General features: G+C 71.4%; 24 protein-coding genes. 13 read left to right on the forward strand and 11 right to left on the reverse strand.

Going from position 1 to position 26,239, the window contains the following annotated elements; translation table 11 throughout:
• Positions 1 to 28 precede the first annotated feature (28 nt).
• Both groL and BM140_RS02085 read left to right on the forward strand, forming a co-directional pair.
• Positions 29 to 1,651, forward strand: coding sequence for a chaperonin GroEL (gene groL, locus BM140_RS02080; protein WP_091941429.1), 1,623 nt, complete (start codon positions 29 to 31; stop codon positions 1,649 to 1,651).
• Between the two features lie 150 nt (positions 1,652 to 1,801).
• A complete protein-coding gene (locus BM140_RS02085) occupies positions 1,802 to 2,074 on the forward strand; it encodes an usg protein (protein WP_091941431.1) in 273 nt (90 codons plus the stop codon).
• A 141-nt stretch (positions 2,075 to 2,215) separates the two neighbouring features.
• Here the strand turns inward: BM140_RS02085 and BM140_RS02090 are convergent, their stop codons facing one another.
• The 5 genes from BM140_RS02090 to BM140_RS25320 form a co-directional block, all read right to left on the reverse strand.
• The gene (locus BM140_RS02090) at positions 2,216 to 2,740 is read right to left on the reverse strand and encodes a cupin domain-containing protein (RefSeq protein WP_091941433.1); all 525 of its coding nucleotides are present in this window, start codon (positions 2,738 to 2,740) and stop codon (positions 2,216 to 2,218) included.
• A gap of 20 nt (positions 2,741 to 2,760) precedes the next feature.
• Complete coding sequence (locus BM140_RS02095) at positions 2,761 to 3,702, reverse strand: ABC transporter substrate-binding protein (protein ID WP_091941435.1); 942 nt, start codon at positions 3,700 to 3,702, stop codon at positions 2,761 to 2,763.
• The gene (locus tag BM140_RS02100) at positions 3,702 to 4,799 is read right to left on the reverse strand and encodes an LLM class flavin-dependent oxidoreductase (protein ID WP_091941437.1); all 1,098 of its coding nucleotides are present in this window, start codon (positions 4,797 to 4,799) and stop codon (positions 3,702 to 3,704) included. Before BM140_RS02100 ends, BM140_RS02095 begins: the two co-directional genes overlap by 1 nt.
• Positions 4,800 to 4,812: 13 nt before the next feature.
• Entirely contained in the window at positions 4,813 to 5,958 is a 1,146-nt protein-coding gene (locus BM140_RS02105) for an acyl-CoA dehydrogenase family protein (protein ID WP_091941439.1), read from the reverse strand.
• Positions 5,959 to 6,168: 210 nt separating this feature from the next.
• Entirely contained in the window at positions 6,169 to 6,378 is a 210-nt protein-coding gene (locus BM140_RS25320) for a hypothetical protein (RefSeq protein ID WP_131803724.1), read from the reverse strand.
• 85 nt (positions 6,379 to 6,463) lie between these two features.
• On the opposite strand from BM140_RS25320, the gene BM140_RS02110 reads away from it, so the two are divergent.
• Genes BM140_RS02110 through BM140_RS02120 form a run of 3 tightly spaced genes read left to right on the forward strand, consistent with a single transcriptional unit; the run spans position 6,464 to position 9,337 of the window.
• Entirely contained in the window at positions 6,464 to 7,546 is a 1,083-nt protein-coding gene (locus BM140_RS02110; protein ID WP_091941441.1) for an ABC transporter substrate-binding protein, read from the forward strand.
• Positions 7,547 to 7,556: 10 nt separating this feature from the next.
• Positions 7,557 to 8,552: an ABC transporter permease gene (locus BM140_RS02115; protein WP_091941443.1), complete on the forward strand. Its 996-nt coding sequence runs from the start codon at positions 7,557 to 7,559 to the stop codon at positions 8,550 to 8,552.
• The gene (locus BM140_RS02120) at positions 8,546 to 9,337 is read left to right on the forward strand and encodes an ABC transporter ATP-binding protein (RefSeq protein ID WP_091941445.1); all 792 of its coding nucleotides are present in this window, start codon (positions 8,546 to 8,548) and stop codon (positions 9,335 to 9,337) included. The genes BM140_RS02115 and BM140_RS02120 overlap by 7 nt, the downstream gene beginning before the upstream one ends.
• A 257-nt stretch (positions 9,338 to 9,594) precedes the next feature.
• Here the strand turns inward: BM140_RS02120 and glmS are convergent, their stop codons facing one another.
• Together glmS and glmU are read right to left on the reverse strand one after the other, a co-directional pair.
• Positions 9,595 to 11,421 (reverse strand): glutamine--fructose-6-phosphate transaminase (isomerizing), encoded by a 1,827-nt coding sequence (glmS, locus tag BM140_RS02125; RefSeq protein ID WP_091941447.1) that lies wholly within the window; start codon positions 11,419 to 11,421, stop codon positions 9,595 to 9,597.
• A 364-nt stretch (positions 11,422 to 11,785) separates the two neighbouring features.
• The gene (gene glmU, locus BM140_RS02130; protein WP_091941449.1) at positions 11,786 to 13,162 is read right to left on the reverse strand and encodes a bifunctional UDP-N-acetylglucosamine diphosphorylase/glucosamine-1-phosphate N-acetyltransferase GlmU; all 1,377 of its coding nucleotides are present in this window, start codon (positions 13,160 to 13,162) and stop codon (positions 11,786 to 11,788) included.
• Positions 13,163 to 13,332: 170 nt separating this feature from the next.
• Between glmU and BM140_RS02135 the strand changes: the two genes are divergently transcribed.
• The gene (locus BM140_RS02135) at positions 13,333 to 13,650 is read left to right on the forward strand and encodes a PepSY domain-containing protein (protein ID WP_091941451.1); all 318 of its coding nucleotides are present in this window, start codon (positions 13,333 to 13,335) and stop codon (positions 13,648 to 13,650) included.
• A gap of 147 nt (positions 13,651 to 13,797) precedes the next feature.
• Entirely contained in the window at positions 13,798 to 15,507 is a 1,710-nt protein-coding gene (locus BM140_RS02140; protein WP_091941453.1) for a DEAD/DEAH box helicase, read from the forward strand.
• A gap of 334 nt (positions 15,508 to 15,841) precedes the next feature.
• Here BM140_RS02140 and BM140_RS02145 read toward each other — a convergent pair whose 3' ends face one another.
• The gene (locus tag BM140_RS02145; RefSeq protein WP_091941455.1) at positions 15,842 to 16,765 is read right to left on the reverse strand and encodes a hypothetical protein; all 924 of its coding nucleotides are present in this window, start codon (positions 16,763 to 16,765) and stop codon (positions 15,842 to 15,844) included.
• Between the two features lie 613 nt (positions 16,766 to 17,378).
• On the opposite strand from BM140_RS02145, the gene BM140_RS02150 reads away from it, so the two are divergent.
• From BM140_RS02150 to BM140_RS02170, 5 genes are read left to right on the forward strand one after another with little or no spacing between them, the layout of a single operon-like run.
• Positions 17,379 to 18,833, forward strand: coding sequence for an ATP-binding protein (locus BM140_RS02150; RefSeq protein WP_091941457.1), 1,455 nt, complete (start codon positions 17,379 to 17,381; stop codon positions 18,831 to 18,833).
• A 10-nt stretch (positions 18,834 to 18,843) separates the two neighbouring features.
• On the forward strand, positions 18,844 to 19,572 hold the full coding sequence (locus tag BM140_RS02155; RefSeq protein ID WP_244535252.1) for a response regulator transcription factor: 729 nt from the start codon (positions 18,844 to 18,846) through the stop codon (positions 19,570 to 19,572).
• The gene (locus BM140_RS02160; RefSeq protein WP_091941459.1) at positions 19,569 to 20,234 is read left to right on the forward strand and encodes a TenA family protein; all 666 of its coding nucleotides are present in this window, start codon (positions 19,569 to 19,571) and stop codon (positions 20,232 to 20,234) included. The genes BM140_RS02155 and BM140_RS02160 overlap by 4 nt, the downstream gene beginning before the upstream one ends.
• Positions 20,215 to 21,012 (forward strand): DJ-1/PfpI family protein, encoded by a 798-nt coding sequence (locus BM140_RS02165; protein WP_091941461.1) that lies wholly within the window; start codon positions 20,215 to 20,217, stop codon positions 21,010 to 21,012. The genes BM140_RS02160 and BM140_RS02165 overlap by 20 nt, the downstream gene beginning before the upstream one ends.
• 20 nt (positions 21,013 to 21,032) lie before the next feature.
• Complete coding sequence (locus tag BM140_RS02170; protein WP_091941463.1) at positions 21,033 to 21,542, forward strand: GNAT family N-acetyltransferase; 510 nt, start codon at positions 21,033 to 21,035, stop codon at positions 21,540 to 21,542.
• Positions 21,543 to 21,680: 138 nt separating this feature from the next.
• Here the strand turns inward: BM140_RS02170 and BM140_RS02175 are convergent, their stop codons facing one another.
• The gene (locus tag BM140_RS02175) at positions 21,681 to 22,544 is read right to left on the reverse strand and encodes an NAD-dependent epimerase/dehydratase family protein (RefSeq protein WP_091941465.1); all 864 of its coding nucleotides are present in this window, start codon (positions 22,542 to 22,544) and stop codon (positions 21,681 to 21,683) included.
• A 169-nt stretch (positions 22,545 to 22,713) separates the two neighbouring features.
• Here BM140_RS02175 and BM140_RS02180 point away from each other — a divergent pair, with 169 nt between their 5' ends.
• Entirely contained in the window at positions 22,714 to 24,204 is a 1,491-nt protein-coding gene (locus BM140_RS02180; protein WP_091941467.1) for an amino acid permease, read from the forward strand.
• A 118-nt stretch (positions 24,205 to 24,322) separates the two neighbouring features.
• On the opposite strand, the gene BM140_RS02185 is transcribed toward BM140_RS02180, so the two are convergent.
• Both BM140_RS02185 and BM140_RS02190 read right to left on the reverse strand, forming a co-directional pair.
• Positions 24,323 to 25,057, reverse strand: coding sequence for a sigma-70 family RNA polymerase sigma factor (locus tag BM140_RS02185; protein ID WP_091941469.1), 735 nt, complete (start codon positions 25,055 to 25,057; stop codon positions 24,323 to 24,325).
• A gap of 322 nt (positions 25,058 to 25,379) precedes the next feature.
• Positions 25,380 to 26,153, reverse strand: coding sequence for a class II glutamine amidotransferase (locus BM140_RS02190; RefSeq protein WP_091941471.1), 774 nt, complete (start codon positions 26,151 to 26,153; stop codon positions 25,380 to 25,382).
• Positions 26,154 to 26,239: the final 86 nt, after the last annotated feature.

Here is a 26,239-nt window from a genome sequence, read left to right on the forward strand (position 1 = left end):
CCGATACCAACCCACCGGGAGACCCCACATGGCTGCGAAAGACGTGAAATTCTCCGGCGACGCGCGCGAGCGGCTGCTGCGCGGCGTCGACATCCTGGCGGATGCCGTGAAGGTGACGCTGGGACCGAAGGGCCGCAACGTCGTCATCGAGAAGAGCTTCGGGGCGCCGCGCATCACCAAGGACGGCGTCACCGTCGCCAAGGAGATCGAGCTGGAGGACCGGTTCGAGAATCTCGGCGCGCAGCTCGTGCGCGAGGTCGCCTCCAAGACCAACGATCTGGCCGGCGACGGCACCACCACGGCCACCGTGCTGGCCCAGGCGATCGTGCGCGAGGGCGCCAAGGCCGTGGCGGCGAACTTCAACCCGCTCGACCTCAAGCGTGGCATCGACCTCGCCACCGCTGCCGCCGTGAAGGACATCACCGGCCGCGCCCGCAAGGTGACCGCTTCCGACGCCATCGCCCAGGTCGGCACCATCTCGGCCAACGGTGATGCCGAGATCGGCCGCCTGATCGCGGAGGCCGTCGAGCGGGTCGGCAAGGAGGGCGTCATCACGGTGGAGGAGGCCAAGACCGCCGAGACCGAACTCGACGTGGTCGAGGGCCTGCAATTCGACCGCGGCTACCTCTCGCCGTACTTCGTGACGAACACCGAGAAGCTGATCGCCGAACTCGACGATCCCTACATCCTCATCCACGAGAAGAAGCTGTCCTCGCTCCAGCCGCTGCTGCCGGTGCTGGAGGCGGTGGTGCAATCGAGCCGGCCGCTGCTCATCATCGCCGAGGATGTCGAGGGCGAGGCGCTGGCCACCCTCGTGGTGAACAAGCTGCGCGGCGGCCTCAAGGTGGCGGCGGTGAAGGCGCCGGGCTTCGGCGACCGGCGCAAGGCGATCCTGGAAGACATCGCCATCCTGACGAACGGGCAGGTCATATCCGAGGATCTCGGCATCAAGCTCGAGAACGTGTCGATTCCGCTGCTCGGCCAGGCCAAGCGCGTGCGCATCGACAAGGAGAGCACCACGGTCGTGGACGGCGCGGGCGAGAAGGCGCAGATCGAGGCCCGCGTCGGTCAGATCAAGGCGCAGATCGAGGACACGACCTCGGATTACGACCGCGAGAAGCTGCAGGAGCGCCTCGCCAAGCTCGCGGGCGGCGTCGCGGTGCTGCGCGTCGGCGGCGCCACCGAGGTCGAGGTGAAGGAGAAGAAGGACCGGGTCGACGACGCGCTGAACGCCACCCGCGCGGCGATCGAGGAGGGCATCGTGCCGGGCGGCGGCACCGCGCTGCTGCGGGCCAAGGCGGTGGTGGCGGGGCTCACGACCGACAACGCCGACGTGCGGGCCGGTATCAACATCGTCCTCAAGGCCCTCGAAGCGCCGATCCGCCAGATCGCGGCCAATGCCGGCGTCGAGGGCTCGATCGTGGTCTCCAAGGTTCTGGAGAATCCGTCCGAGACCTTCGGTTTCGACGCGCAGACCGAGACCTACGGCGACCTCGTCGAGGCCGGCATCGTCGATCCCGCCAAGGTGGTGCGCACGGCCCTTCAGGACGCCGCCTCGGTCGCGGGGCTCCTGGTGACGACGGAGGCGCTGGTCGCCGACCGGCCGAAGGAGAAGGCCGCGCCGTTGCTGCCCGGCGGTCCCGAGTTCTGACCCCGCGCTCGCCGGGCGGCCGATCCGCCGCCCGGCGAGCTCGGCGGCACCGTTGTTGCTCAGAGCACTCCCAGCCCGATCCGGCCCCGTCACCGCGTGCTGCCCCAGCCGTGGGCACATCGGGTCAACCTGCTTCGACGAGGTGGATACATGGCCCTGTCATCGGAGTTTCGCCGCAGGCTCGAAGGCTACAGCCTGACCACGGCCGAGATCCTGTATCACCTGCCCGATCATCCCCACCTGCTCCAGACCTTCGTCTGGCAGGAGCTCGACCTGTTCCCGCGCTTTCCCGAGCTGAAGCGGTTCCTGGCCTTCTGGCAGGAGCGCCTGGACGGGCCGCTGCACTCGGTCCGGGTGATGCACAGCCGCCTGATCAAGCCGGCCGAGCTGACAACGGTCTCCGGCGAGTTCCACCTGCACTGAAGCGGCAAGTCCCGGGATCCCAAAGGGAGCATCCCTTTGGCGGGGTGTGGGGCGGAGCCCCATGACGGCTTCGCCGACCGGGCTCCGCCCTGGACCCGCGAAGGGCTTGCCCTTCGAAACCGGGACGCGGGCGCGCCCGCCTCACGGCTGCTTGTGGATCGGATCGACCCAGTAGACCGTCTCAGGAACCTCGGCGGCCTCGACGTCCGGCAGGTTGACCACCACGGCCTCGTTGTCCGACCGCACCAGCACGCAGTGCAGGGGCTCGTCGGTCGAGGCGTTGATCTCCTGATGCGGCACGTAGGGCGGCACGAAGATGAAGTCGCCGGGGCCGGCCTCGGCGACGTATTCGAGACGCTCGCCCCAGCGCATCCGGGCGCGGCCGGAGACGATATAGATCACGCTCTCCAGGGCGCCGTGATGGTGCACGCCGGTCTTGGCGTCGGGCTCGATCGCCACCGTGCCGGCCCAGATCTTCTGTGCGCCGACGCGGGCGGCGTTGACCGCCGCCTGCCGGAACATGCCGGGCGTCTGCGCCGTATTGGGATCGAGCCGGTCGCCGGGGATCACCCGCACGCCGTCGTGCTTCCAGCGTGCGCCGCCCTCGTCGTGATCGTGGATGTGCGGTTCGTGCTCGTGAGTATGGCCGTCGCCGATGTCGTGCATGGTGAAACCTCCGTGAGCGATCATCGCATGACGGCGAGCGCGTCGGAAAACCCCGCGTCGAGGATCACCTCGGCGCGCGGGGCGCGGGAGGCCGGGATCAGGCCGGCGCGCACGTAGAGGTCGATGATGCGCTGCTCATCCGTGATGACGCTCTCGTCGATCGGCACGGTGCGGTACTGGGCGCGGCCGAACCAGCGCAGCGGCACCGCCTCGGGCAGGCCGATCAACTTCGACCACGCGGCGGCATAGGGGCCTGGGTCGGTCAGCGCCCAGGCCCGCGCCTTGGCCAGCCGCGCGGCGTAGTCGGCGAGCAGGGCGCGCTTGGTCTTGAGCGCCGTGTCGTTCGCTACCGCGTAGCTCAGGCCCGGCGTGATGCCGTTGCCGTCGCGGACCACCCGGACGAGCCCGGCGAGTTCGGCCGCCGAGGTATAGGGCTCCCAGGTCGACCACGCATCGACCGCGCCGGAGGTCAGCGCCAGCTTGGCGTCGGCGGGCGGGAGGAAGCGGAACTGCACGCTATCGGCGGGCAAACCCGCCTCTTCGAGGGCGGCGAGCACGACCTGATGGCCGATCGAGCCGCGGTTGGTGGCGATGCGCTTGGCCCGCAGGTCGGCGACGCTGCGGATCGCGGAATCGGGCCGCACCAGGATCGCGAGCCCGTCCTGCCGGTTGCGGAAGGCGAGGAACGCCTTGACCGGCACGCCCGCCGCAGCCGCGAAGGTGAAGGGCGCGTCGCCCACCCCGCCCGCATCGATCGCGCCCGCGTTCAACGCCTCCAACAGCGGTGCAGCGGCGGGGAACTCGCTCCATTCGAGCCGGTAGGGCAGGCCGTCGAGCACGCCCGCGGCCTCCATCAGGGCGCGGGCGTTGCCGCGCTGGTCGCCGACGCGCAGGGTCTCTTCCGCGCGGGCCGGGGCGAGGGCGGCGAAGGCCAGCGCGATCAGGACGAGGAGGCGGGCCATCACGCGGCCTCCGCCGCTGCGCCACGCTGCGCCAGCAGGTGCTTGAAGGCGGGCAGCAGCGCGCGCCCGTACTGGATCGCGTCTTCCAGCGGGTCGAAGCCGCGGATCAGGAAGGTGCGCACGCCGAGATCGTGATAGTCGAGGAGCGCGTCGGCGACCTGCTCGGGCGTGCCGACGAGCGCCGTCGAGTTGCCCGATGCCCCCGTCTCGGCGGCGATCGCGGTGTAGAGCCGCTTGTCGAGGCGCGGGCCTTGCGCCGCCGCCGCGAGCAGCCGGCGCGAGCCCTCGTTCTGCGGTGCCGCGGCCGGTCCGAGGCCGCGGGCGGCCCGCAGCCGCCGGGTCTCGGCGAGGATGGCGTCCGCCCGCGCCCAGGCCCGCTCCTCGGTCTCGGCCAGGATCGGCCGCAGCGACAGGCTGAAGCGCGGGGCGCGCCCGTGCGGGGCGGCCGCCGCGCGCAGCCGGCCGATCAGCTCGCGCACCTGGGCCTGGGTCTCGCCCCACAGCGCGTAGGTGTCGGCGTGCCGGCCCGCCACCGCGAGGGCGGCGGGCGAGGCGCCGCCGAAATAGACCGGGATCGCCCCCACCGGCTTCACCTCGGAAAAGCCGCCCGCGATCCGGTAATGCGTGCCCGCATAGTCGAACGGCGTGTCCGAGGTCCACGAAAGGCGCAGGATGTCGAGGAACTCGCTCGTGCGGGCGTAGCGCTCGTCCTTGGTGAGGCGGTCGCCGTCGCGGGCCAGATCGCGGTCGTCGCCGCCGCTGATCGCGTGGATCGCCACCCGGCCGCCGGTGAGACGGTCCAGCGTCGCGAACTGGCGCGCCGCGACGGTCGGCGCGGTGAAGCCGGTGCGGTGGGCGATCATCAGCCCGATCCGCCGCGTCGCGTGGGCGATCTCGGCGGCGATCAGCAGCGGGTCGGGCGCCGTGGCATAGAAGGCCACCAGCACCCGGTCGAACCCGCCGTGCTCGTGCGCCTGCGCCAGGAGGCGCAGGTAATCGGGCTCGATCGCCGGTCCGCGCGGGGCGCGTGACTCGGAGACCTCGTGCGGGGCGACGAAGCCGATGAATTCGGTGGCGTCGGGCGGCAGCAGGCTCATGGGGTTCTCCTCGTCAGACGCCGAGCGCGGCGCGGCCGGTGGCAGAGCGAACCGCGTCGCCCTGCGGCCAGTGGATGCGCGCGCACAGGACGTCGCGCAGGTGCCGCTCCAGCGGATGTTTTCGGGACAGCGCAGCGTTGCCGCACAGCTCGGACACCCGCTGCACTGCCTGGATCGCGTTCTCGGTCACCGTCAGCTTGACGAAGCCCGCCTCCTGCGGTGCGGGCGGCGCTCTCTCATCGGTCTCGGCAGCGAGGCTCGCGACCAGTCGGGCGTTGACGGAGAGCAGCCGTTCGTTCTCGCCGAAAGCCTCGTGGAAGCGGGGCAGGCTGGCGAGCGGCGCGCCGAGACTGCCGGGAACGCGCTCGTGCAGGAAGCGCGCGAACCACGCTTGCGACGCCCGCGCGACGCCATCGTAGAGAGCGGCGAGAAGCGCGCAGCTCCAGGCCTGCTGCAGGGAATCGGGCCGCCGCCACTCGTCCGGGCGCCGCAGATCGACGGCGTGTTCGGCCGGTATGCGGACATCCTCGAACACCACGTCGTGGCTGCCCGAGGCGCGCAGTCCCAGATGGTCCCACGTCTCCTCGATGCGCAGGCCGGGGGACGACATCGGCACTAGAAAATTTCCGATGCGCGGCTCGGCCTCGTCGGTGCGGGCGAAGACGAGGCCGTAGGCGAGCCCCGGCGCGCCGGTGGAGTAGATCTTCCGCCCCGTCAGGCGCCAGTCGCCGCCGTCGTGCCGGGCGAGGGTGGCCGGCAGGCCGCCGCGGGCCGGCGTGCCGAGATCGGGCTCGACCCGCAGCGCGTTGATGAGGGCGCCGTCCGCCGCGGCCTCGCGCCCGATCCGGTCGGCCAGCGCGCGGGGCCAGGGCGTGTCCGCGCGATGGATCAGCCCGTGCTGGAGCAGCGTCATCGCCAGCACGAGCGCGACCGCCGGATCGCCCGCACCGACGGCGCCGACCACCTGCGCCGCCTGCATGAGCCCGCCCCCGCCGCCGCCGAGCCGTTCCGGCACACTGAGCCCGATCAGGCCGGCCTCGCGCAGGGCCGCGAGGGGGGCGTGCGGGAAGGCGCCGCTGCGGTCGCGCTCGGCCGCGCCGTCGGCGAAGCGTTCGGCGAGCGTGCGGGCGGTGTCGAGGGGCGCGGCGGCCGTATTCATCGAGGAGGCATGGGAGGCGGTGGAGGGGCCTTGAGGTGGCGTGCGGAGACGGTCGGCAGGTGGCGCCCCGGCCGGTGTCCCCATGCTCGGCGGGCGGCCCCGCGCGGTCAACGAAACGTGTTTCCAAAGTCGGGGGCGCCGAAAGGAGGTTCTGCCCACGAGCCCCGGAATGCCGGAAGATCACGCTCCGCCCTGCCGCCGGCGCGCAGGTCATCTGCTGCGGATGCAATTGCGATAGGATTTACCCCGAGCTTTCCCGTCATGGGGCCGATGTTCGACGGTGCGAACCACGGAACGGAAAATCTTCTCGCCCGAGCCGTGGCCGAGAAATTTCATCGCAAGCTGCAGCGCATCTTGAAAAGATGCTTCGATTGACTTCATCGCTGCGCGATTGAAGATTGAATACATCGGCCCGACCAACGAGGCCGTTCTCCCTATCGATGCGCCAAGCCGTCCCGACTCTCCGGGCGGACGTGCGCGCGTGCGCCCTCTCCCGGAGACGACCATGACCGACGAGCCCCCGCGCCCCGGCCTCCTGCCGTCGCGCCGATCCCTGCTGCGCGCGGGCGCCGCGGCGGCGGCCCTGCCGCTTGGGTTCGGGATGGGCGGCGTGCGCGCCTGGGGGCCCGGTCCGGCGCCGTTCGATCCCGGCCCGATCTGCCGCCCCACCGCCGCGGAGGCCGCCGCGGGCCCGCTGAAACCGATCAAGCTCGCCTGGAACGCCACCGCGATCTGCACCGCCGCAGCCCCGCTCGCCAAGGAGCGCGGCATCTTCGCCGCGCACGGGCTCGATGTGGAGTTCGTCAATTTCGGCGGCTCGACCGAGGCGCTGCTGGAGGCCATCGCGACGGCCAAGGCCGATGCCGGCATCGGCATGGCGCTGCGCTGGCTGAAACCCCTGGAGCAGGGCTTCGACGTGAAGGTCACCGCCGGCCTGCACGGCGGCTGCCTGCGGCTGCTCGGTGCGAAATCCGCCGGCATCACCGACATCGCCGCGCTCAAGGGCAAGACGATTGCGATCAGCGACCACGCCAGCCCGGCCAAGAATTTCTTCGCGCTTCTGCTCGCCAAGGCCGGCATCGATCCCGAGACCGGCGTCGAGTGGCGCCAATACCCGGCCGATCTCCTCAACCTCGCGGTCGAGAAGGGCGAGGCGCAGGCGCTGGCCGATTCCGATCCGCGCACGTGGATCTGGTTGAAGGACCCGAAATTCGCGGAAGTCGCCACCAACCTGTCGGGCGACTACGCCGACCGCACCTGCTGCGTGGTGGCGGTGCGCGGCAGCTTGATCCGGGGGGATCGCGCGGCCGCCGGCGCGCTCACCCGCGCCGTGCTGGAGGCGGGCCACCGCGTCCACGCGGACCCGGAGGACGCCGCCCGCATCTTCTCCGGTTACGGTGGACGGGGCTCGGTCGAGGATCTGGCCGCGATGCTCAGGAGCCAGCACCACGGCGACCGCCCCGTCGGCGCCGACCTCAAGCGCCAGCTCGTGCTCTACGGCGACGAGCTGAAACAGGTGAACGTCCTCAAGCGCTCGACCGATACGGCGAAGTTCGCCGAACGCGTCTACGCCGACGTGCTGAGCTGAAGGCGCGCCCATGGCCCATCTCACCGGATTCGCCGGCACCCTGCCAAGCGCGGCGCGCCTTCCCGGACCGCCTTTGCGGGCGCTCGTCCTCGGGGCGGCGTGGCTCGCGCTCGCAGGCGCGACCTATGCCCTGCCGGAAGAGGGCGATTTTGCTTACACCGCGACCTTCGCCGCCGTTGCGCTGGCCCTCGGCCTAGCGCTCGCGCCGCTCGCCGCCCTCTCGGCCCGCCTCGGCCGGGCCGGGGCTTCTCTGGCGCATTGGACGCCCTGGCTGACGCTCGTGGCGCTGGGCTTCCTCGCCTGGGAACTGATCACCGCGAAGTTCGCGCTCCTGCCAATGCCGTTCTTCCCCCCGCCCCAGGCGATCCTGGAAGTCTTCCTCGACGACTGGCCCCGGCTCGGCGGCTCCATCCTGGCCTCGCTGAAGCTGCTGGCGGGCGGTTACCTGATCGGCGCCGGGCTCGGCTTCGTGCTCGGCGTCGCCATCGGCTGGTCGAAGGCGGTGGGCTACTGGGCCCATCCGATCCTGCGCTTCGTCGGGCCGTTGCCCGCGACCGCGTGGTTGCCGCTCGCCTTCTTCGTGTTCCACTCGTCGTGGTCGGCCAGCACCTTCCTGATCGCGCTCGCCACCGGCTTTCCCGTGACGGTGCTGACGTGGTCCGGCGTGGCCGGCGTCAACAAGGCCTATTTCGATGTGGCGCGCACGCTGGGCGCCTCGCCCGCCTTCCTCGTGCTGCGGGTGGCGGTGCCGGCGGCGCTGCCGCACGTCTTCGTCGGGCTGTTCATGGGGCTCGGCGGCGCGTTCGCCGTGCTGGTGGTGGCCGAGATGCTCGGCGTGAGGGCCGGCCTCGGCTGGTACCTGCAATGGGCCCAAGGGTGGGCGGCCTACGCCAACCTCTACGCCGCGCTGATCGTGATGGCGCTGATGTGCTCCGGGCTCATCTCCCTGCTGTTCCGCTTCCGCGACCGGGTGCTCTCCTGGCAGAAGGGGCTGGTGCAATGGTAGCCGCGATCCTCGAGCGCCCCAACGCCGACGTGGCCGGATCGCGCCTCGCGATCGAGGCGGTCTCGCACGCCTTCGACATCCGTGGCACGGCCCTGCCCGTCCTCGACCGCATCTCGCTCGACGTGGCGCCCGGCGGCTTCGTGGCGCTGCTGGGCCCCTCCGGCTGCGGCAAGTCCACCCTGCTGCGCCTCGTCGCCGGGCTGGAGCCGCCGGGCGCCGGCCGCATCGCCGTCGATGGACGGCGGGTCGAAGGCCCCGACCCGTCGCGTCTCCTCGTGTTCCAGGACCCGACGCTCTATCCCTGGCGCACGGTGCAGGGGAACGTGAGGCTGGGGCTGGAGGCCCGCGGCGTCGCGAAACCGGACCGCGCGGCGAAGGTCGAGGCGGCGTTGCGCCTCGTCGGGCTCGACGGCTTCGCCGAGGTGTTTCCCCACCAGCTCTCCGGTGGCATGGCGCAGCGCGCGGCGCTGGCCCGCGCCCTGGTGAACGCGCCGCGCCTGCTGCTGCTCGACGAGCCGCTCGGCAAGCTCGACGCCCTGACCCGGCTGGCGCTCCAGGCCGAAATCCTGCGGCTGTGGCAGGAGACGCGCTTCACCACCCTCCTCGTCACCCACGATGTGGAGGAAGCCTTGGTGCTGGCCGAGCGCGTGATCGTGCTCTCCGACCGCCCGGCGGCGATCCGCGCGGACCTGCCCGTCGATCTCCCCTATCCGCGTCACCGCGACGACCCCGAACTGGTGCGCCTGCGCCGCACGATCCTCGGCATTCTCGGTCAGCCGATCTAGAGCCGTATCCGCTTAGGTAGCGACGGCCAAGTCGGCATCGTAACCGCCTACGGCGAGGCAGTTGCGACACTTGTCAACTGTGAACCGAGCGAAGGTCTGCCGGATGGTGTGCCACGACCGAGATTGTGGGGCGCTGAGAGGTCTCTCTTTGGAAGCCGTGGCTTCACCCGACTTTATTTTCTAACAGGTTTCACCCGACTAATTTTTTCACCCGACTTTTTTTGCCATGGACACACGCACGGCTGAAACCTCGGCCCCTACTCCACCGTCACCGACTTCGCGAGGTTGCGCGGCTGGTCCACGTCTTTCCCCATGAAGACGGCGGTGTGATAGGCGATCAACTGCACCGGCACCGCGTAGACGATGGGGGCGACCACCGGGTCCACCTCCGGCATGGTCAGCGTCGCCAGCGTGTCGAGGCCGGCGGCGGCCGCGCCACGGGCGTCGCCGACGAGGATGATCTTGCCGCCCCGCGCCGCGACCTCCTGCATGTTCGAGACCGTCTTCTCGAAGATCGCGTCGTGGGGCGCAATGACGATCACCGGCACGCTCTCGTCGATCAGCGCGATGGGCCCGTGCTTGAGTTCGCCCGCCGCATAACCTTCGGCGTGGATGTAGCTGATTTCCTTGAGCTTCAGCGCGCCTTCGAGCGCCATCGGATAGCTGGTGCCGCGGCCCAGATAGAGCACGTCGCGGGCCTTGGCGATCTCGCGGGCTAGCGCCTCGACCTCCCCCTCCAGCTTCACCGAGTCCGCCATCAGCCCCGGCACGGAGATGAGCGCGTCGACCAGCGCCCGCTCTCGGGCCGCATCGATCGTGCCCCGCGCCCGGCCCGCCGCGATGGCGAGGCAGAGCAGCACGGTAAGCTGACACGAGAAGGCTTTCGTCGAGGCCACGCCGATCTCGGGGCCGGCGAGCGTCGGCATCACCGCGGAGGATTCCCGCGCGATGGTCGAGGTCGGCACGTTGACGACGCTGAGGGTGTGCTGGCCCTGGGCCTTCGCATAGCGCAGCGAGGCCAGGGTGTCGGCGGTCTCGCCCGATTGCGAGATGACCAGCGTCAGCCCGCCCTGCTCCAGCGGCGGCTCGCGGTAGCGGGTCTCGGAGGCGACGTCGATCTCGACCGGCAGCCGCGCGATCGTCTCGAACCAGTACTTGGCCACCAGGCCGGCATAGAAGGCGGTGCCGCAGGCGGTGATCGACAGGCGCGACAGTTTCGCGAAGTCGAAGGGTAGCGTGCCGGGCAGCGCGATGCGCCCATTCGCCATGTCGACGTAGTGGGCGAGCGTACGGCCGACGACCTCCGGCTGCTCGTGGATTTCCTTGGCCATGAAGTGGCGGTGGTTGCCCTTGTCGACGAGGTAGGCTTGCGTGGCGATGCGCTGGCGGGCGCGCTTCACCACCGCGCCCTCGATGTCGCGGATCTCGGCGCCGTCGCGGGTCAGGATCGCCCAGTCGCCCTCTTCGAGATAGGTGATCTCGTCGGTGAAGGGGGCGAGCGCGAGCGCATCGGAGCCGAGATAGGTCTCACCCCGGCCGAAGCCGATGGCGAGCGGCGCGCCGTGGCGGGCGCCGATCAGGAAGTCCTCCTCGCCGGCGAACAGGAAGCCCAGCGCGAAGGCGCCGCGCAGGCGCGGCAGCGCGGCGGCGACCGCCTCCACGGCTCCGAGCCCCTGCCCCATCAGGTGATGGACGAGCTGCGCCACGACCTCGGTGTCGGTGTCGGACTCGAACCGGGCGCCGGTGGCCTGCAGCTCTTCCTTCAGCTCGCGAAAATTCTCGATGATGCCGTTATGGACCACGGCCAGCCGCTCGGTGGCGTGGGGATGGGCGTTGGTCTCGTTGGGGCGCCCATGCGTCGCCCAGCGGGTGTGGCCGATGCCGATGGCGCCGGACAGCGGCGCCTGCGACAGCTTGATCTGGAGGTTGGAGAGCTTGCCCTCGGCGCGCCTGCGCTCCAGCCGGCCGTGCTCCAAAGTGGCGATTCCGGCGGAATCGTAGCCGCGATATTCGAGCCGCCGCAGCGCCTCGACCAGCCCATCCGCCACCGACTCGCGCCCGACGATGCCGACGATTCCGCACATGGTCCGATCCTCAACGCCGCCCGGCCGCCCACACGCCGGCATCCCGAAACGGGACACTGCCCCGCTCCGCCATGTTGCAGTGCAAGGGACGGACCTCAAGGGGCCGCGCGAAACCGGGCTTGTACCGGATCGCGGCGGCACAAGGCCAGCGGTTACGGCGGGGGCTTCGCGACCCGGCGCCATGGGGCGTCCGCCCCCTCATCACACCCACCGCCGTCATTCCGGGGCCGCGCAGCGGAACCCGGACCCGAAGGGGCGCGCCGGAGGCGTGCAATCCACGACTGGCCGCGACGGTGACAACAGCCGCGCATCACGGGTGGATTCCGGGTTCGCCTTCGGCGCCCCGGAATGACGGTGGTGGCAATCAGCCGTTCTTCGCAGCCTTCGCCGCGTTCAGCGTCTGCCGCAGCGTCTTGGCCGCACCCTCGCGCGTCGTCTGCCGACCCCGGGCGAGCGCCAGGGCGTCGGCGGGGACGTCGCGGGTGATGACCGAGCCGGCGCCGACGAGCGCGCCGTCGCCGATGTGGACGGGGGCGACCAGCGCCGAATTCGAGCCGATGAAGGCGCCCGCGCCGATCACCGTCTTATGCTTCGACACGCCGTCGTAATTGCAGGTGATGGTGCCGGCACCGATATTCGCGCCCGCGCCGACCTCGGCGTCGCCGAGATAGGTCAGGTGCGAGGCCTTGGCGCCCGCGTGCAGGGTGGCGTTCTTCACCTCGACGAAGTTGCCGAGATGGACGCCTTCCTCCAGCACCGCGCCGCCGCGCAGGCGCACATGCGGGCCGATATCGGTGCCCGCCATCAGCCGGGCATCGTGCAGGTGCGAGAAGGCGCGAACCGTGCAGCCGTCGCCGATCACCACGCCGGGGCCGAACACGCAATGGGGCTCCACCAGCACGTCGCGGCCGAGCACGGTGTCGGCGCTCAAGAAAACGGTCTCGGGGGCGATCAGCGTCGCGCCGCCGAGCTGGGCCGCGCGGCGCAGGCGCGCCTGGATCGCGGCCTCGGCCACCGAGAGCTGAACCCGGTCGTTGACGCCGAGCGCCTCGTCCTCGGCCACATCCACCACGGCCACTTGGAGTCCGTCGGCGACGGCGAGCGCGACCGCGTCGGTGAGGTAGTATTCGCGGTTGGCGTTGTCGTTGCCGATCCGGGAGAGAAGCGACAGGGCATGCGCCCCGGAGAGCGCCATCAGCCCGGCATTCGACAGCCGCACCGCCCGCTCCTCGGCGCTCGCGTCCTTCTCCTCGCGGATCGCCACGACCCGGCCGCCCTCGGTCAGCACCCGTCCGTAGCCGGTCGGGTCGCGCGCCTCGAAGGCCAGCACCGCGACCGCCGCGCCCGCGCGCAAGGGGGCCCGCAGCCGCGCATAGGTCTCGGCGGTGATCAGCGGCGTGTCGCCGAAGGCCACCAGCACGTCGGCCGGACGGCCCTCGATCGCCGCGCGGGCGGCGAGCACGGCATGCGCGGTGCCGAGGCGCTCGGCCTGGGGATGGGTGCTGGCGCCCGGCGCCATGCGGGCGACCTCGTCGGCCACGTCCGCGCGGCCGGGCTCGACCACCACGGCGAGGTTTTGGGCGCCCGCCTCCTGCACGGCGGCGAGCACGTGGCCGAGCATCGTGCGGTGGGCCAGCGCGTGCAGCACCTTGGGCCGCTCCGAGCGCATCCGCGTGCCCTTGCCGGCGGCGAGTACAATCGCGGTGAACCCGCCCCCCGCCGTGCCGTGATCCGCGCTCATCCGTCCGGTCCCTCACCGCTGGTCGTGTCGGCGGCGGTGTAGCCGATCCGTGCCGACGCGCGAAGACCGTGCCCGCCACGCTGACATTTGCCTGACATCCGCCGTCAGGCCGGCGCCGGGGGCCGGGGGCTATCGAGGCCGGGTCCTCTTCCAATCCCAAGGAGCCTTCGATGACCCGGACCTTCGCCCCCAAATCCTTCGTCTTCGGCCTCGTCGCGGCCGGCCTGCTGACCGCCCCGGCGCTCGCCGACGACCGGCCCGGCCCCGACTGGATGCCGATCGAAGGCGCGGTGCGCGCCCTCGAACAGGCCGGCTATTCCGGCATCCGCGGCCTGGAGGCCGACGATGGCGTCTGGGAGGGCAAGGCCGTGAAGGACGGCCGCAGCGTCAAGGTGAAAGTCGATCCGCAGAGCGGCGCCGTCACCGAGAAGGCGGCCAAGGCCTCCAAAGCCTCGGACAAGCGCGACGCGGACGGCGACGACGATTGAGGCCGGAACCCGGCGGCGCCCCGCACCGGAGCCGCCGCCCTCCGCGCAACGCCGCCGCGCGGCCGGCGTAGTGGTCGGCGGCCCTCCGACGCGCTAGAAGCGGGCACCGATTCCCGATCCGGCCCCTTTGGCCGTGAAGGCGACCCCTTGCCCTTTCCGCCCCTACCCACTCCCCTCGCCCGGGCGCTCGAAGCGCGCAGCTACGCCGAGCCGACGCCCGTCCAGCAGGCCGTGCTCGACGCCGAGACGGGGCGCGACCTGCTCGTCTCGGCCCAGACCGGCTCGGGCAAGACCGTCGCCTTCGGGCTGGCCATCGCCGGCACGCTGCTCGACGCGAACGAGGCCCTGCCCCCGCCCGGCGCGCCGCTGGCGCTCGCCATCGCGCCCACCCGCGAACTGGCTCTTCAGGTCCAGCGCGAGCTGATGTGGCTCTATGCCGAAACCGGCGCGCGGGTGATCGCCAATGTCGGCGGCATGGACCCGCGCCGGGAATCGCGCGCGCTGGAAGCCGGCGCCCACATCGTCGTCGGCACGCCGGGCCGCCTGCGCGACCATCTGGAGCGCGGTCGCCTCGTCACCGAGAATCTCCGCGCGGTCGTCCTCGACGAGGCCGACGAGATGCTCGACATGGGATTCCGCGAGGATCTGGAATTCATCCTCGCCGCGACGCCGCCCGCGCGGCGCACGCTGCTGTTCTCGGCCACGCTGCCGAAGGCCATCGTGACCCTGGCCGAGCGCTACCAGCGCGACGCCCTGCGGCTGGCGGTCGCCGGCGAGACCCGCGGCCATGCCGACATCGCCTACCGCGCCGTCCGCGTGATGCCGCGCGAGGTCGAGCACGCCGTCGTCAACGTGCTGCGCTTCATCGATGCGCCGGTCTCGATCGTGTTCTGCAACACCCGCGATGGGGTGCGCCATCTCCAGGCCTCGCTGACTGAGCGCGGCTTTTCCGCCGTGGCGCTCTCGGGCGAACTCGGCCAGGGCGAGCGCAACGCCGCGCTCCAGGCCCTGCGCGACGGCCGCGCCCGCGTCTGCGTCGCCACCGACGTCGCCGCCCGCGGCATCGACCTGCCGGGCCTCGACCTCGTCATCCACGCCGACCTGCCCCACGACGCCGAGGTGATGCAGCACCGCTCCGGCCGCACCGGCCGCGCCGGGCGAAAAGGCACGAGCGTGGTGCTGGTGCCGGCCTCCCGGCGGCGCCGCGCCGAGCAGATGTTCGCCATCGCCAAGGTCAACGCCGAGTGGAGCGGCCCGCCGACGGCGGACGAGATCCGCGTGCTCGACCGCGAGCGGATGATGGCCGACCCGCTGCTCGCCGAAGTCGAGTCGGACGAGGACCGCGACTGGGAGAAGGAATGGGCCGAGGCGCTGCTGGAGCGCTTCCCGCCGGAGCGCCTCGCGGCGTCGCTGGCGCGGCTCTACCGCTCCCGCATCCCCGTTCCGGAGGACGTGACCGATCCGGGCTTCGAGCCGCCGCGCCGCTCCGATCCCCGCGTCGGCGCCCCCATCGGCGCCCCGCGCGTGGGCGACGACGAGCCCGGCGTCTGGTTCCGGCTCAACATGGGCCGGCGCGACCGGGCCGAGCCGCGCCGCCTTCTGCCGATGCTGACCCGCCGTGGCGGGATCGGCCGCGGCGACATCGGCGCGATCCGCATCTTCGACCGGGAGACCACCTTCGAGATTCGCGGCAGCGCCGCCGAGGCCTTCGCCGAGGCCTTCGCCCGCCGGGGACCGCCGGACGTGCGCGTCGAGCGGATGCAGGGCGAGGCCCCGGCCGCCGGCAAGCCGCCGAAAAGCCCGCGCGCCGCCAAGCACCGCCGCGAAGTCGTCGGCAAGACGGCGCAGCGGCGCTGATTCCTCTTGGGATGGGGGCGGCCGCGAGGGCGGCCGTCTCGATCAAGCCCGCGCCGTCATTGCGCGGCGGGGCGTCAGCACTCCGGGGCGCGACCGCGGTGTCGAGGACGCTTCGAGCGCGGGTCCCATCCCCCGCGGATATCGGGCCTGCCCGCTAGCCGCTCTTTGCCTGCCCAGATCGAGCAAGCCCGATCTGGATGGGGAGGGGTTCGAGGGGCAGGGTGAGGCAGGAGCGGTGCCTTCCGCACCACCCCCCTCCTCCGTCTTCCCCATAGGGGGAGGAGCGCGCGACCTGAAGCGTGAGGGCTTGGGGCTGCCGGCCGGGCCCGCGCCCCTACTCCCCGTCCTTCTTGCCCATCAGCCCGCCGACGGTGGCGTTCCAGCCGTCGCGGAGTTGGCGCCCGCCGGGAATCTTCATGCCGAGCAGTTCCGGCTCGTCGTCCGCCGCCGCGCTGGGGGCGGGGGTAGGAGCGGCGGGTGCGGCCTCGGCCGTCGTCACGCGGGTGCGGGCGGCTGTTTTGCGCGCGGCCTCGGTCTTCTCGGCCTTGTCGGGGCGCGGCGTCGCCTTCGCCTCGGCCTTGGGAGCCTCGGGCTTGCGAGTGTCCGCCTTGCGGATTTCGGCCTTGGAGGGCTCCGGCTTGGGCGATTCCGGTTTGGCCGGCAGGGAGACGAAGCGGGCCGGCTGCTCGGCCTTGGCCCGCACCGTCTCGGTCCGCGCCGGCGCCAGCGGCGCGGCGACCTTCGCCGGCACGACGGCCGCCGCCGTGCGCGTGGGGGCCAGCGTCGAAGCCGGCTCGATCGGCAGGTTCGGGCGCCCGGAGGCCGCGGCGCGGACGGGCTCGGCCTTCGGCTCCGGCGTCTCGATCCGGGCCGGCGGTGTCGCGATCTCGGCACGGGCCGGCTCGGCCTTGGCGGCCTGAACCGGAGCGGGGGCGGCCTCCGCACGCTGCGGCGGTTCCACGGGGGGCAGCGCAGGGGGAAGTGACAGGCGCGTCGGCGCGGCGACCGGGCCCTCGGCGAGCGCCGGCACGCCGTCCTTCAGGTCGGGCCATTGCGAGGCCACGGACGCGACCGGAACCGGCCTCGCCCGCGGGTCGGCGAGGCCGGAGAAGAACGAGAACGCTCCGGCGGTGAAGCCCGCGAGCGCGGCGCCGCCGAGCACGATCCCGGCGGTGAGACGCCAAGGCGGGCGCGCCCGGCCGGCGCGCGGCGGCACCGGGTTCGGGCGGGTCTCGGACGGGTGGATCGCCACCGACATGCGGCTGGCCTCTTGCACGTTGTACCCCTGCAACAACTCCGCCTCGACAATGCGGCGGCAAGATGTCCCGGCAGTCCGATCCAGTGTTCGGCAGGCCGCGATCCGCGCGAATGCGCCCGCGAATCTGACGACGACCCTGGTCCGGCCTGGACTTTCCGAGTCTTCCCCGGCCGCGCGAGCCTATCGCGGAGAACCCGGCATGCTTAACCACTCATACGGCCGGCAGATTTAACGGAGGGTGCACGCCGCCCTAAGGGCTGGTGGCGCGCGGCGGGACGGGCCTTCGGATGCCCCAGAGCATCGGCCCGACAGGGTGGGGCCGGCTTTCGGGCAAAGCCGGTGGGACACGATAACGGACAGAATCGTCCCGAATCCGATATCCGGGACGATCCTCTAAGAGAAACATCAGTGCGCCGGCTGGGGGGCGTGGCGCTCGGCGCCATGGACTTTCACGAACCGATCGGCCACGGTGCCAGTGTCGAAACCGCAGGAATTCGAGACCTTTAACCGATGCGGACTTGCCGAATGATCCCGGGTCCCCAGGCCCGGCCGTCGGCCTGACCGATCGCGAGGCTCCGTGCCGAACCCCGCCGCTCCCCCCGCCCCTGCCGACATGCCCCCGATTCAGGCGCCCGCCCCCGAGGCCGCTTCGACACGTCCGGCCGCACCCTTCTGGGCCGGCTGGTCGACGCGCACGCGGCTGATCCTGGCCGTGCTGGCGATCGATGCGGTGGTCGCCCTGTTCTCCTGCGGCCTCATCGTCCTCAACGCCCGCCATGCCGTGAAGGTGGAGATGGACGCGAGCCTCGCCACGGTCGAGCCGCTCGTCGCCGAGACGATCCAGTCCCTGCGCAGCCCGAGCCCCGACAGCGTGCTCCACGCCCTCGACCTGCGGTTCCGCGCCCTGCGCCACGTCCGCGTCGCGATCCTCGACGCGGCGGGCGAGCGGGTCGGGTTCAGCCCGGCCAAGCGGCGGCGGGAGGCCCACGAGGCGCCCGCCTGGTTCGTCGGGCTGATCGCGCCCGCCCCGCGCCAGCACGACCTGCCGATCGAGATCGGCGGCGAGCGCATCGGCACCGTGTCGATCACCACCGAGCCCCTCGACGAGATCGAGGAGGTCTGGGGCTATGCCCGCTCGCTGGCGCTGGCGAGCCTCGTCCTCAACCTCTCGGTGCTGGCCGCGTTGATCGTCGCGTTGGGGCGCATCCTGCGCCCCCTCGACCAGCTCGCCGCCGGCCTCACCCGGCTGGAGCGGCACGATTACACCGCCCATCTCGACCCGCCGGCCTCGCGCGAACTCGCCGCCATCGCCGGCCGCTTCAACCGCGTCGCCGGGGCGCTCGCCGAGGCGCGGGCCGCCAACGCCCGCCTCAATCGCCAATTGCTGACCGCGCAGGACGACGAGCGCCGCCGCACCGCGCTTGAGCTCCACGACGAGTTCGGCCCCTGCCTGTTCGCGCTGGAAGCCAACGCCGCCTCCGTCGCCCGCCTCGCCGGGGCCGAGAAGGAGATCGACCGCGCCCGCCTCAGCCAGCGCGCCGCCGATATCGGCAGCATCGTCGGGCAGGTGCAGACGCTCAACCGCGACCTGCTCAACCGCCTGCGCCCGCATGCGCTGGGCGAGGTGCCGCTGGCCGACTGCCTCAACCTGCTCCTGCGCGACTTCTCGCGCCGCCATCCGGGCACCGCCTTCGAGGGCCGGTTCGAGGGTCTGGCGCGGGGCTACGGCGACATCGTCGATCTCACGGTGTTCCGCTGCATCCAGGAGAGCACGACCAACGCCGTGCGCCACGGCGCCGCCGCCCGCGTCTGGGCCGAGGCCGAGGAGGTCGCCGAGGACGGCGGGCGGGCCCTGACGATCCGCGTGCGCGACGACGGACGCGGCGTCGCCCCCGACCACCGCGTCGGCCTCGGCCTGTCGGGGATGCGCGAGCGGGTGGAAGCGCTCAGCGGGCGCTTCGCCCTTGACAACGGCGCGCCGGGCACGGTTGTCCGGATCGTCATCCCGATCGACCCCGAGCACGACGGCGAGGATGTCTCCGCCCCGCCCGTGCCCCAGGAAAAGTGATGCGCAGGCCATGAACGCGCAGACGATGTCCGCGACCTCGACCAAGGGCGAGGCCCCCCGCGGGCTGCCCGGAAAGGGCCCGGTGGGCAAGGACGAGGCGAGCGTCTCGCCGGTCCTCGTCATCGACGATCACCCGATCGTGCTTCAGGGCTGCCGGCGGGTGCTGGAGGATGCCGGGATCGAGACCGTGGTGGAGGCGACCGGCGTGGTCGCGGGCTACCGCGCCTTCCACCGCATGCGCCCGCAGGTCGTGATCTGCGACCTCACCTTCCAGGGCTCAGGGCTCGCCGGCCTCGCCCTGATCCGCCGCATGCGCGCCATCGAGCCCGAGACCCGCGTGCTGGTCTTCTCGATGCACAACGATCCGGTCATCGTCTCCCGCGCGCTGGAGGCCGGGGCGCTCGGCTACGTGCTGAAGGACCACGCCTCGAACGAGCTGTTCCAGGCCTTCGAGCGGGTGCGCGCGGGCGAGGTCTTCCTCGACCGGCGGCTCGCCACCGAGGTCGCGATGCTGCGCGCCGACCCGCGCCGCACGCCGGAGACCCAGCTGACCCCCCGCGAGCAGCAGATCCTGGCCCGCCTCGCGCAAGGCAAGTCGTACGGGGCCATCGCGGCCGACCTCTCGGTCTCCTACAAGACCGTGACCAACGCCTGCTCGCAGATGCGCCAGAAGCTCCGCGTGCGCACCCTCGCCGAACTGATCCACGTGGCGGTGACGCAGGCGCAGCGCCAGGGATGACGCGGTTTTCGCAGGAAGCCTGGGCGGACAACCTCGCCGCCTACGAGGCGATCCGCACCATGCCGTTCAACGCCGAACTCGCGGCGGGCACGCTCAGTGCGGAGCGCTTCCGGCGCTACATCGTGCAGGACGCGCATTATCTGATCGGCTTCGGCCGCGCCCTGGCGCTGGCCGCCGCCAAGGCGCCCGATCCCGACCGGATCGTCCAGTTCGCCCGCGGCGCCGAGACCGCCATCGTGGTCGAGCGGGCGCTCCACGGCGGCTTTTTTGAAACCTACGGCATCGACCCGGCGACCTTTGCCGCCACGCCGCTGTCGCCTCCTTGCGACCATTACGTCGCGTGGCTCATGGCGAGTGCCTACGCCGAGCCCTACGAAGTGGTCCTCGGCGCCCTGCTCCCGTGCTTCTGGATCTATGCCGAGGTCGGCCGCGACATCTTTTCGAAAGCGGCGGCCGACAACCCGTACCGGGCCTGGATCGACACCTATGCCGGCGAAGAGTTCGCGCAGGCCGTCGCCGCGATGATCGCCGCGACCGACGCGGCGGCCGAGGGCGCTTCCCCGGCGCTCCGCGCGCGCATGCACCGGGCCTATGCCCGCGCGACCCAGCTCGAATACCTCTTTTGGGACGGGGCCTACCGCGATGTGGTCTGGCCGGTCTGACGACGCCGGCCCTCCCCTCGACCGCCGCGCCTTCACGGCGGCGGCCCTCGCGGCCGCGCTCGCCCTGCCGCAGCGGGCCGCAGCCCTCACCGAGCCCACGGGGGCATCGCCCGTCACGAACACAATCGCGATCCTGCTCTATCCGGGCATGACGGCGCTGGACGTGGTCGGGCCGCAGAACCTGCTGGCGGGGCTCGGGCCGATCGAATGGGTCGCCGCCCGCACCGGGCCGGTGGCGAGCGACACCGGCCTGTCGCTCGTCGCGACCCACGATTTCGGATCTTGCGCCCGCGACCTCGACATCCTCCTCGTCCCCGGCGGCGACGGCACGCCCGCGCAGATGCGCGACGCCCCGACCCTCGCCTTCCTCAAGGAGCGGGCGCAGCGCGCTGCCTGGGTGACGAGCGTCTGCACCGGATCGCTGATCCTCGGCGCGGCGGGCCTGCTGCGGGGCTACCGCGCCACCTCGCATTGGTGCGTGCGCGACGCGGTGCTGCCGCTCTTGGGCGCCGAGCCGGTCGCCGAGCGCGTCGTGTTCGACCGCAACCGCGTCACCGCGGCGGGCGTCTCCGCCGGCCTCGACTTCGCCCTGGCGCTCGCCGCCCGCCTGCGCGGGGAGGCTTACGCGAAGACCGCGCAACTCGTCGCGGAATACGCACCGCAGCCGCCGTTTGCGGCGGGGACGCCGGTCGGCGCCGGGCCGGAGACGACGACGGCAGCGCAGGCGATCCTGGCCGATCTCGTTGCGGGCGCGCGGGCGGCCGCAACGGGACGCTGACGCGGCTCGGGGAGGACCCCATGGCATCCGGACCGCTCTGCCTCCTGCGCGCCTCCGCGGCCGACGTGGCCGAGATCGGGCTCGTCTTCGACGACCTGCGGGACTATTCGCGGCGGGTCGACGGCACCGACGCGCGCGCGAACGCCGCGCACGACCTCCTCACCGTCCGCCCGCCCGGCTGCGATCCCCGGGACAAGCATGCCTTCCTCGTCTATCGGCACGGCGTTCCGATCGGCCTGCTAGACCTCATCGGCGATCATCCGCGGCCGGGCACGGCCTTCATCGGCCTCCTGGCCGTGCGGGAGAGCGAGCACCGAGCCGGGCTCGGGCGCGCCCTCTATGCACGGGCGGAGTCGATCATGCGGTTGCGTCTCAAGGCCCGGACCGCCCGGCTCGCCGTGGTCGAGTCCAATCCCGTGAGCGGCTTCTGGCAGAAGATGGGTTTCGGGCCGACCGGCGAGGTGACGCCCTACGAAGGCGAGGCCGTCCGCTCGCGCGCCGTCCTGATGGAGAAGCCCCTCCCCGGCTGACGCGCCGAGAGGCGCCGTCGCGTCCGGCCCGGCCGGCTTAAAGCATCGTCCCAAAAGGTGGTTTCCGGCTTTCGGAAAAAGACGATGCAATTCAAGGATCTCAAGCATCGTCCTGGATCCGATATCCAGGACGATGCTCTAGGTCACGAGGCCGCTCATGGCGGCGCGCTCGTCCACGAGATCCCTGTGGCCGACCCGGCGCCGGATCTTCGACGTGTCGAGGACGAGATCTTGCGCGTAGTCGAAGGGCGGCGGCGTGGGAGGATCGCCGCTGCGGGCCGGCAGACGGGCCAGCCGCTCGCCCATGGTCGGCGTGTGCGCCTCGCCGACGTTGAAGACCGCGTTGCGGGCGGATGCGTGCCGCGCGGCCGTCGCGATCGCGGCGGACACGTTCCGGACATGGCCGTGGGTCCAACGCCAATGCGGCACGGCGGAAAAGCCGGTGACGGTGGCCAGCTCCGCGTTGTCCTCGGGCCCGTAGACCTTGGCGAGGCGCAGGATCGTCCAGTCGAGATCGGTCGCCGCCTGCACGGCGCGCTCGGCCAGGATCTTCTCGTAATCGTGAGCGTAGGCCCCGATCTGCGCCTCCATGCCTCGATAGGGACGGAGGACCGAGCGCAGGGGCGCCTCTTCCGTCAGCGGCACGGGCTCCGATGGCCCCGGCTCGGACCTCGTCAGCCGGCCATAGGCCCGGTAGACGTCGCAACTCGACACCAGCACGAGCCGCCCGGCCCGGCCGGAAAAGCACCGAACCGCGGCCTCCGCGTCCGCGGCCCCCATCGCCACCATATGCACCACGACATCCCAATCCCGCCGAACCGCTTCGGGGAAGGCGGTGACCGGATAGGCGGCGCCCGGATCGGTGACATGCGCGACCGCGGGCAGGATCGGATTCGCGCTCGTTCCCCGATGCAGCACGGTGACGGCGGCGCCGGCCTCGTGGAGGTGGCGCACCGCGTGCGCGCCGATGAAGCGCGTGCCGCCGATCACGAGAACGTTCATCGCCCTGCGCTCCGTCGCGTCGCCCTGCCCTCGCCTGCCGGCTCGTCTCCTGCATGTCGGCGTCGAGCCAATCCGTTGCCCGGATGGCGCTTTCGGGATTGATCTAGGTTGCGAGCGACCCAGATCGGTTCAAGGCAAAGGTTTCCTCCAGCGGGAGTGGCGGACCGACATGGCGTCAGGTTTGGCGAGCGACCTGTTTCGGATCAAGACGCTGGAGCGTCTCAACGCCGATGCGGAGGCCGGCGACAACAAGCTGGAGCGGCATCTCGGGCCCTGGAGCCTGATCGGGCTCGGCATCGGCGCGGTGATCGGGGCCGGCCTGTTCTCCCTCACCGGCATCGCGGCTGCCGAGCATGCCGGCCCGGCCGTCGTCATCTCCTTCGCCATCGCGGCGATCGGCTGCGCGTTCGCCGGCATGTGCTACTCGGAACTCGCCGGCATGATCCCGGTGGCGGGCTCGGCCTATACCTATGCCTACGCCACCATGGGCGAGTTCATCGCCTGGATCATCGGCTGGGACCTCGTGCTCGAATACGCGGTGGGCGCTGCCACCGTCTCGGTGAGCTGGTCGCGCTACGTCACCCGCTTCCTTCAGGACACGCTCGGGGTGACCCTGCCCGGCTCGCTCGTCCATTCGCCGTTCGAGACCTACCAGCTCGCCGACGGCACCATGGCCCACGGCCTCGTCAATTTACCTGCGATCTTCATCATCGTGGCGGCCTCGGCCCTCCTGATGGTCGGCATCCGCGAATCCGCCCGCGTCAACGGCGCGGTGGTGCTCGTCAAGATCGCCGTCGTGCTGATCGTGATCGGGGTCGGCCTGTTCTACATCAAGGCGCAGAACTACGACCCCTTCCTGCCGCCCAACACCGGCACCTTCGGCGAGTACGGCTGGAGCGGCGTGATGCGGGCCGCCGGCGTCGTGTTCTTCGCCTATGTCGGGTTCGACGCGGTCTCGACCGCGGCGCAGGAGGCCAAGAACCCCCAGCGCAACATGATGATCGGCATCCTCGGCTCGCTGTTCATCTGCACGATCCTCTACATCGCCTTCGCGGGCGTGCTGACCGGCCTCGTCCACTACGACGCCATGAAGGGCGACGCGGCGCCGGTGAACACGGCCATCGCCCAGACGCCGTTCCCGTGGCTCAAGGGCCTCGTCACCTTCGGCGTGATCTGCGGCTTCTCGACCGTGATCCTCGTGCTGCTGCTCGGCCAGAGCCGGGTGTTCTACACCATGAGCCAGGATCGCCTGCTGCCGGGCTTCTTCTCGGCGATCCATCCGAAATGGAAGACGCCCTACCGCTCGAACCTGTTCTTCATGGTGTTCACCAGTGCGCTGGGCGGCTTCCTGCCGATCAGCCAGCTCGGCCACATGACCAGCATCGGCACGCTGCTGGCCTTCATCCTGGTCTGCATCGGCGTCGTGATCCTGCGCCGGACCCAGCCCGATGCGCCCCGCGCCTACCGCACCCCGCTGGTGCCGCTGGTGCCGATCCTCGGCGTGGTCTCCTGCGCGGCCATGATGGTCTCGCTGGACGGCGAGACCTGGCTGCGCCTGATCATCTGGCTCGCCATCGGCCTCGTCATCTATTTCGCCTGGAGCCGCCGCCACAGCCGGATCGGGCGCGAGGAGGGGGATCGGGCGACCACGGCCATGTGAAGAGGCTAGGCCCGGAGCCCGTTCGGGGGCAGCCGCCGGGTGAGCCCGAACGAGAAGAGGCCGCCCCCTGGGGCGGCCTCTTCTCGTTCGGAAAAACGGTCGGGGTAGAGCCCGCCGGTCAGGCGTCCGGCATCGCCGACTGGATGAAGCGGTCGGAGGAGAGGTCCTCCTCGTCGTAGCCCAGAAGCTCCGCCAAGCGCCCGCGGGCGCGGCTGACGCGGCTCTTCACCGTGCCGACCTTGCAGCCCATGATGGTCGCGGCCTCCTCGTAGGAGACGCCCTCGGCGCCGACCAGCACCAGGGCCTCGCGCTGGTCCGGCGGCAGCTTGGCGAGCGCCGTCTGGAGATCCTCCACGTCGAGCCGGTCGCCCTGGTGCGGGGCGGTGGCGAGGCGGGCGGCGTAGGAGCCGTCCTGATCCTCGACCTCGCGCACGCGCTTGCGGTGGTCCGAGTAGAAGATGTTGCGCAGGATCGTGAAGAGCCACGCATTGAGGTTGGTGCCGGGCTGGAACCGGGCGCGGTGCTGCCAGCCTTTGAGCAGGGTGTCCTGAACGAGGTCGTCGGAGCGGGCCGGGTTCGAGGTCAGCGACAGGGCGAAGGCGCGCAAGCTCGGCACCGCGGCGAGCAGGCCGTTGCGGAACTCGGGGTCCACCCGCTCGCCCTGCGCCTTGAGGGCGGCTTCGAGCTTGCCGATCAGGTCGGAGAAGCGGGAGGGCGTGTCCTCGCCCGCGCCCAGCGTCTCGTAGACGGTGCGCAGGTGGTCGCCGAGATGCGTGCGGATGGAATCGGAGAGCTTGGGCCGGCCGTCGGTCATCGCGGGGCGATCCAGGGTGGCGTCGGTGTCGTTGTGCATCGGGCTCTGACGATCACTGAAACGGCGTGGGTCTCGGGCGGCGGTCGCAGGTCCGAGCGTGGCTTAACATAGTTGTAGCGCATCGGACGCTCCGGCGCACCCTGCGGCGGGCGAATACGGCCGCGCTTGCGCAGTCTGGGGCGTGAAAGCCACACCCATGAGAAGAGATGGCCCCACGCCGACGACCCGAGGATGCGGCAAATCGGACGGGGCGCGACGCAGGCCAGTGATGGGCGCGCCGCCGGCTCGCGGAACCTTGATCGGAGCGTCGTCGAACTGGGGATGTTTCGGGCGGGGGCCCGGAATGACGGTGGGGGAAGCGTCAGCCCCCGATCACCCGCACGTCGCCGTCGGTCAGCACCAGGGTGTCGCCGCGCGAGAGCTCGGTCCAGGTCTCGTCGCGGGTGAGCGCGCGGGTGGCGATCACGGTGACGATGTCGGTCTCGGTGGTCTCCTGCGCGAAATCGACCCGCCAATCCTCGTCGATCAGGGTCGCGGTGCCGAAGGGCGCGCGGCGGGTGAGGTAGCACAGGCGCTTGCCGCAATGGGCGTAGAGGGTGCGGCTGTCGGACAGGAGCATGTTGAACACGCCGAGCTCCGAAAGCGCGCGGGCGAGTTCGGCGATCACGGATTCGAGCCGCGCCGGGCGCGGCGCCTTGGGGAAGCGCGCCTGCAATTGCGACAGCATCCAGCAGAAGGCGTATTCGCTGTCGGTGGTGCCGATCGGCTCGAAGCCGCCGAGCGGCAACCGCTTCACGCCCTTGAGCTGCCCGTTATGGGCGAAGGTCCAGCGCCGGCCCCACAATTCGCGGGAGAACGGGTGGGTGTTCTCCAGGCTGACCCGGCCGCGATTGGCCTTGCGCACATGGGCGACGACGATCCGGCTCTTGATCGGATAGCGGCGCAGGAGCTTGGCGAGTTCGGAGCGGGCGCTGGGCTCCGGATCGTGGAACGCGCGGCAGCCGCGCCCCTCGTAGAAGGTGATGCCCCAGCCGTCGGCGTGGGGCCCGGTCTCGCCGCCCCGCCGCGCGAGGGCGGCGAACGAGAAGCGGATGTCCGTCGGCACGTTCGCGCTCATTCCGAGCAATTCGCACATGGGTCTCGGATCGTCTCTTGTTCTTGGCGCGACAGTCTCGGCGCGGCATTCCCGGCGCGAAGGCAGGCCTGACGGGAGGCGACTTT

Origin of the sequence: Methylorubrum salsuginis (assembly GCF_900114375.1) — a bacterium.
GTDB classification, from domain to species: domain Bacteria; phylum Pseudomonadota; class Alphaproteobacteria; order Rhizobiales; family Beijerinckiaceae; genus Methylobacterium; species Methylobacterium salsuginis.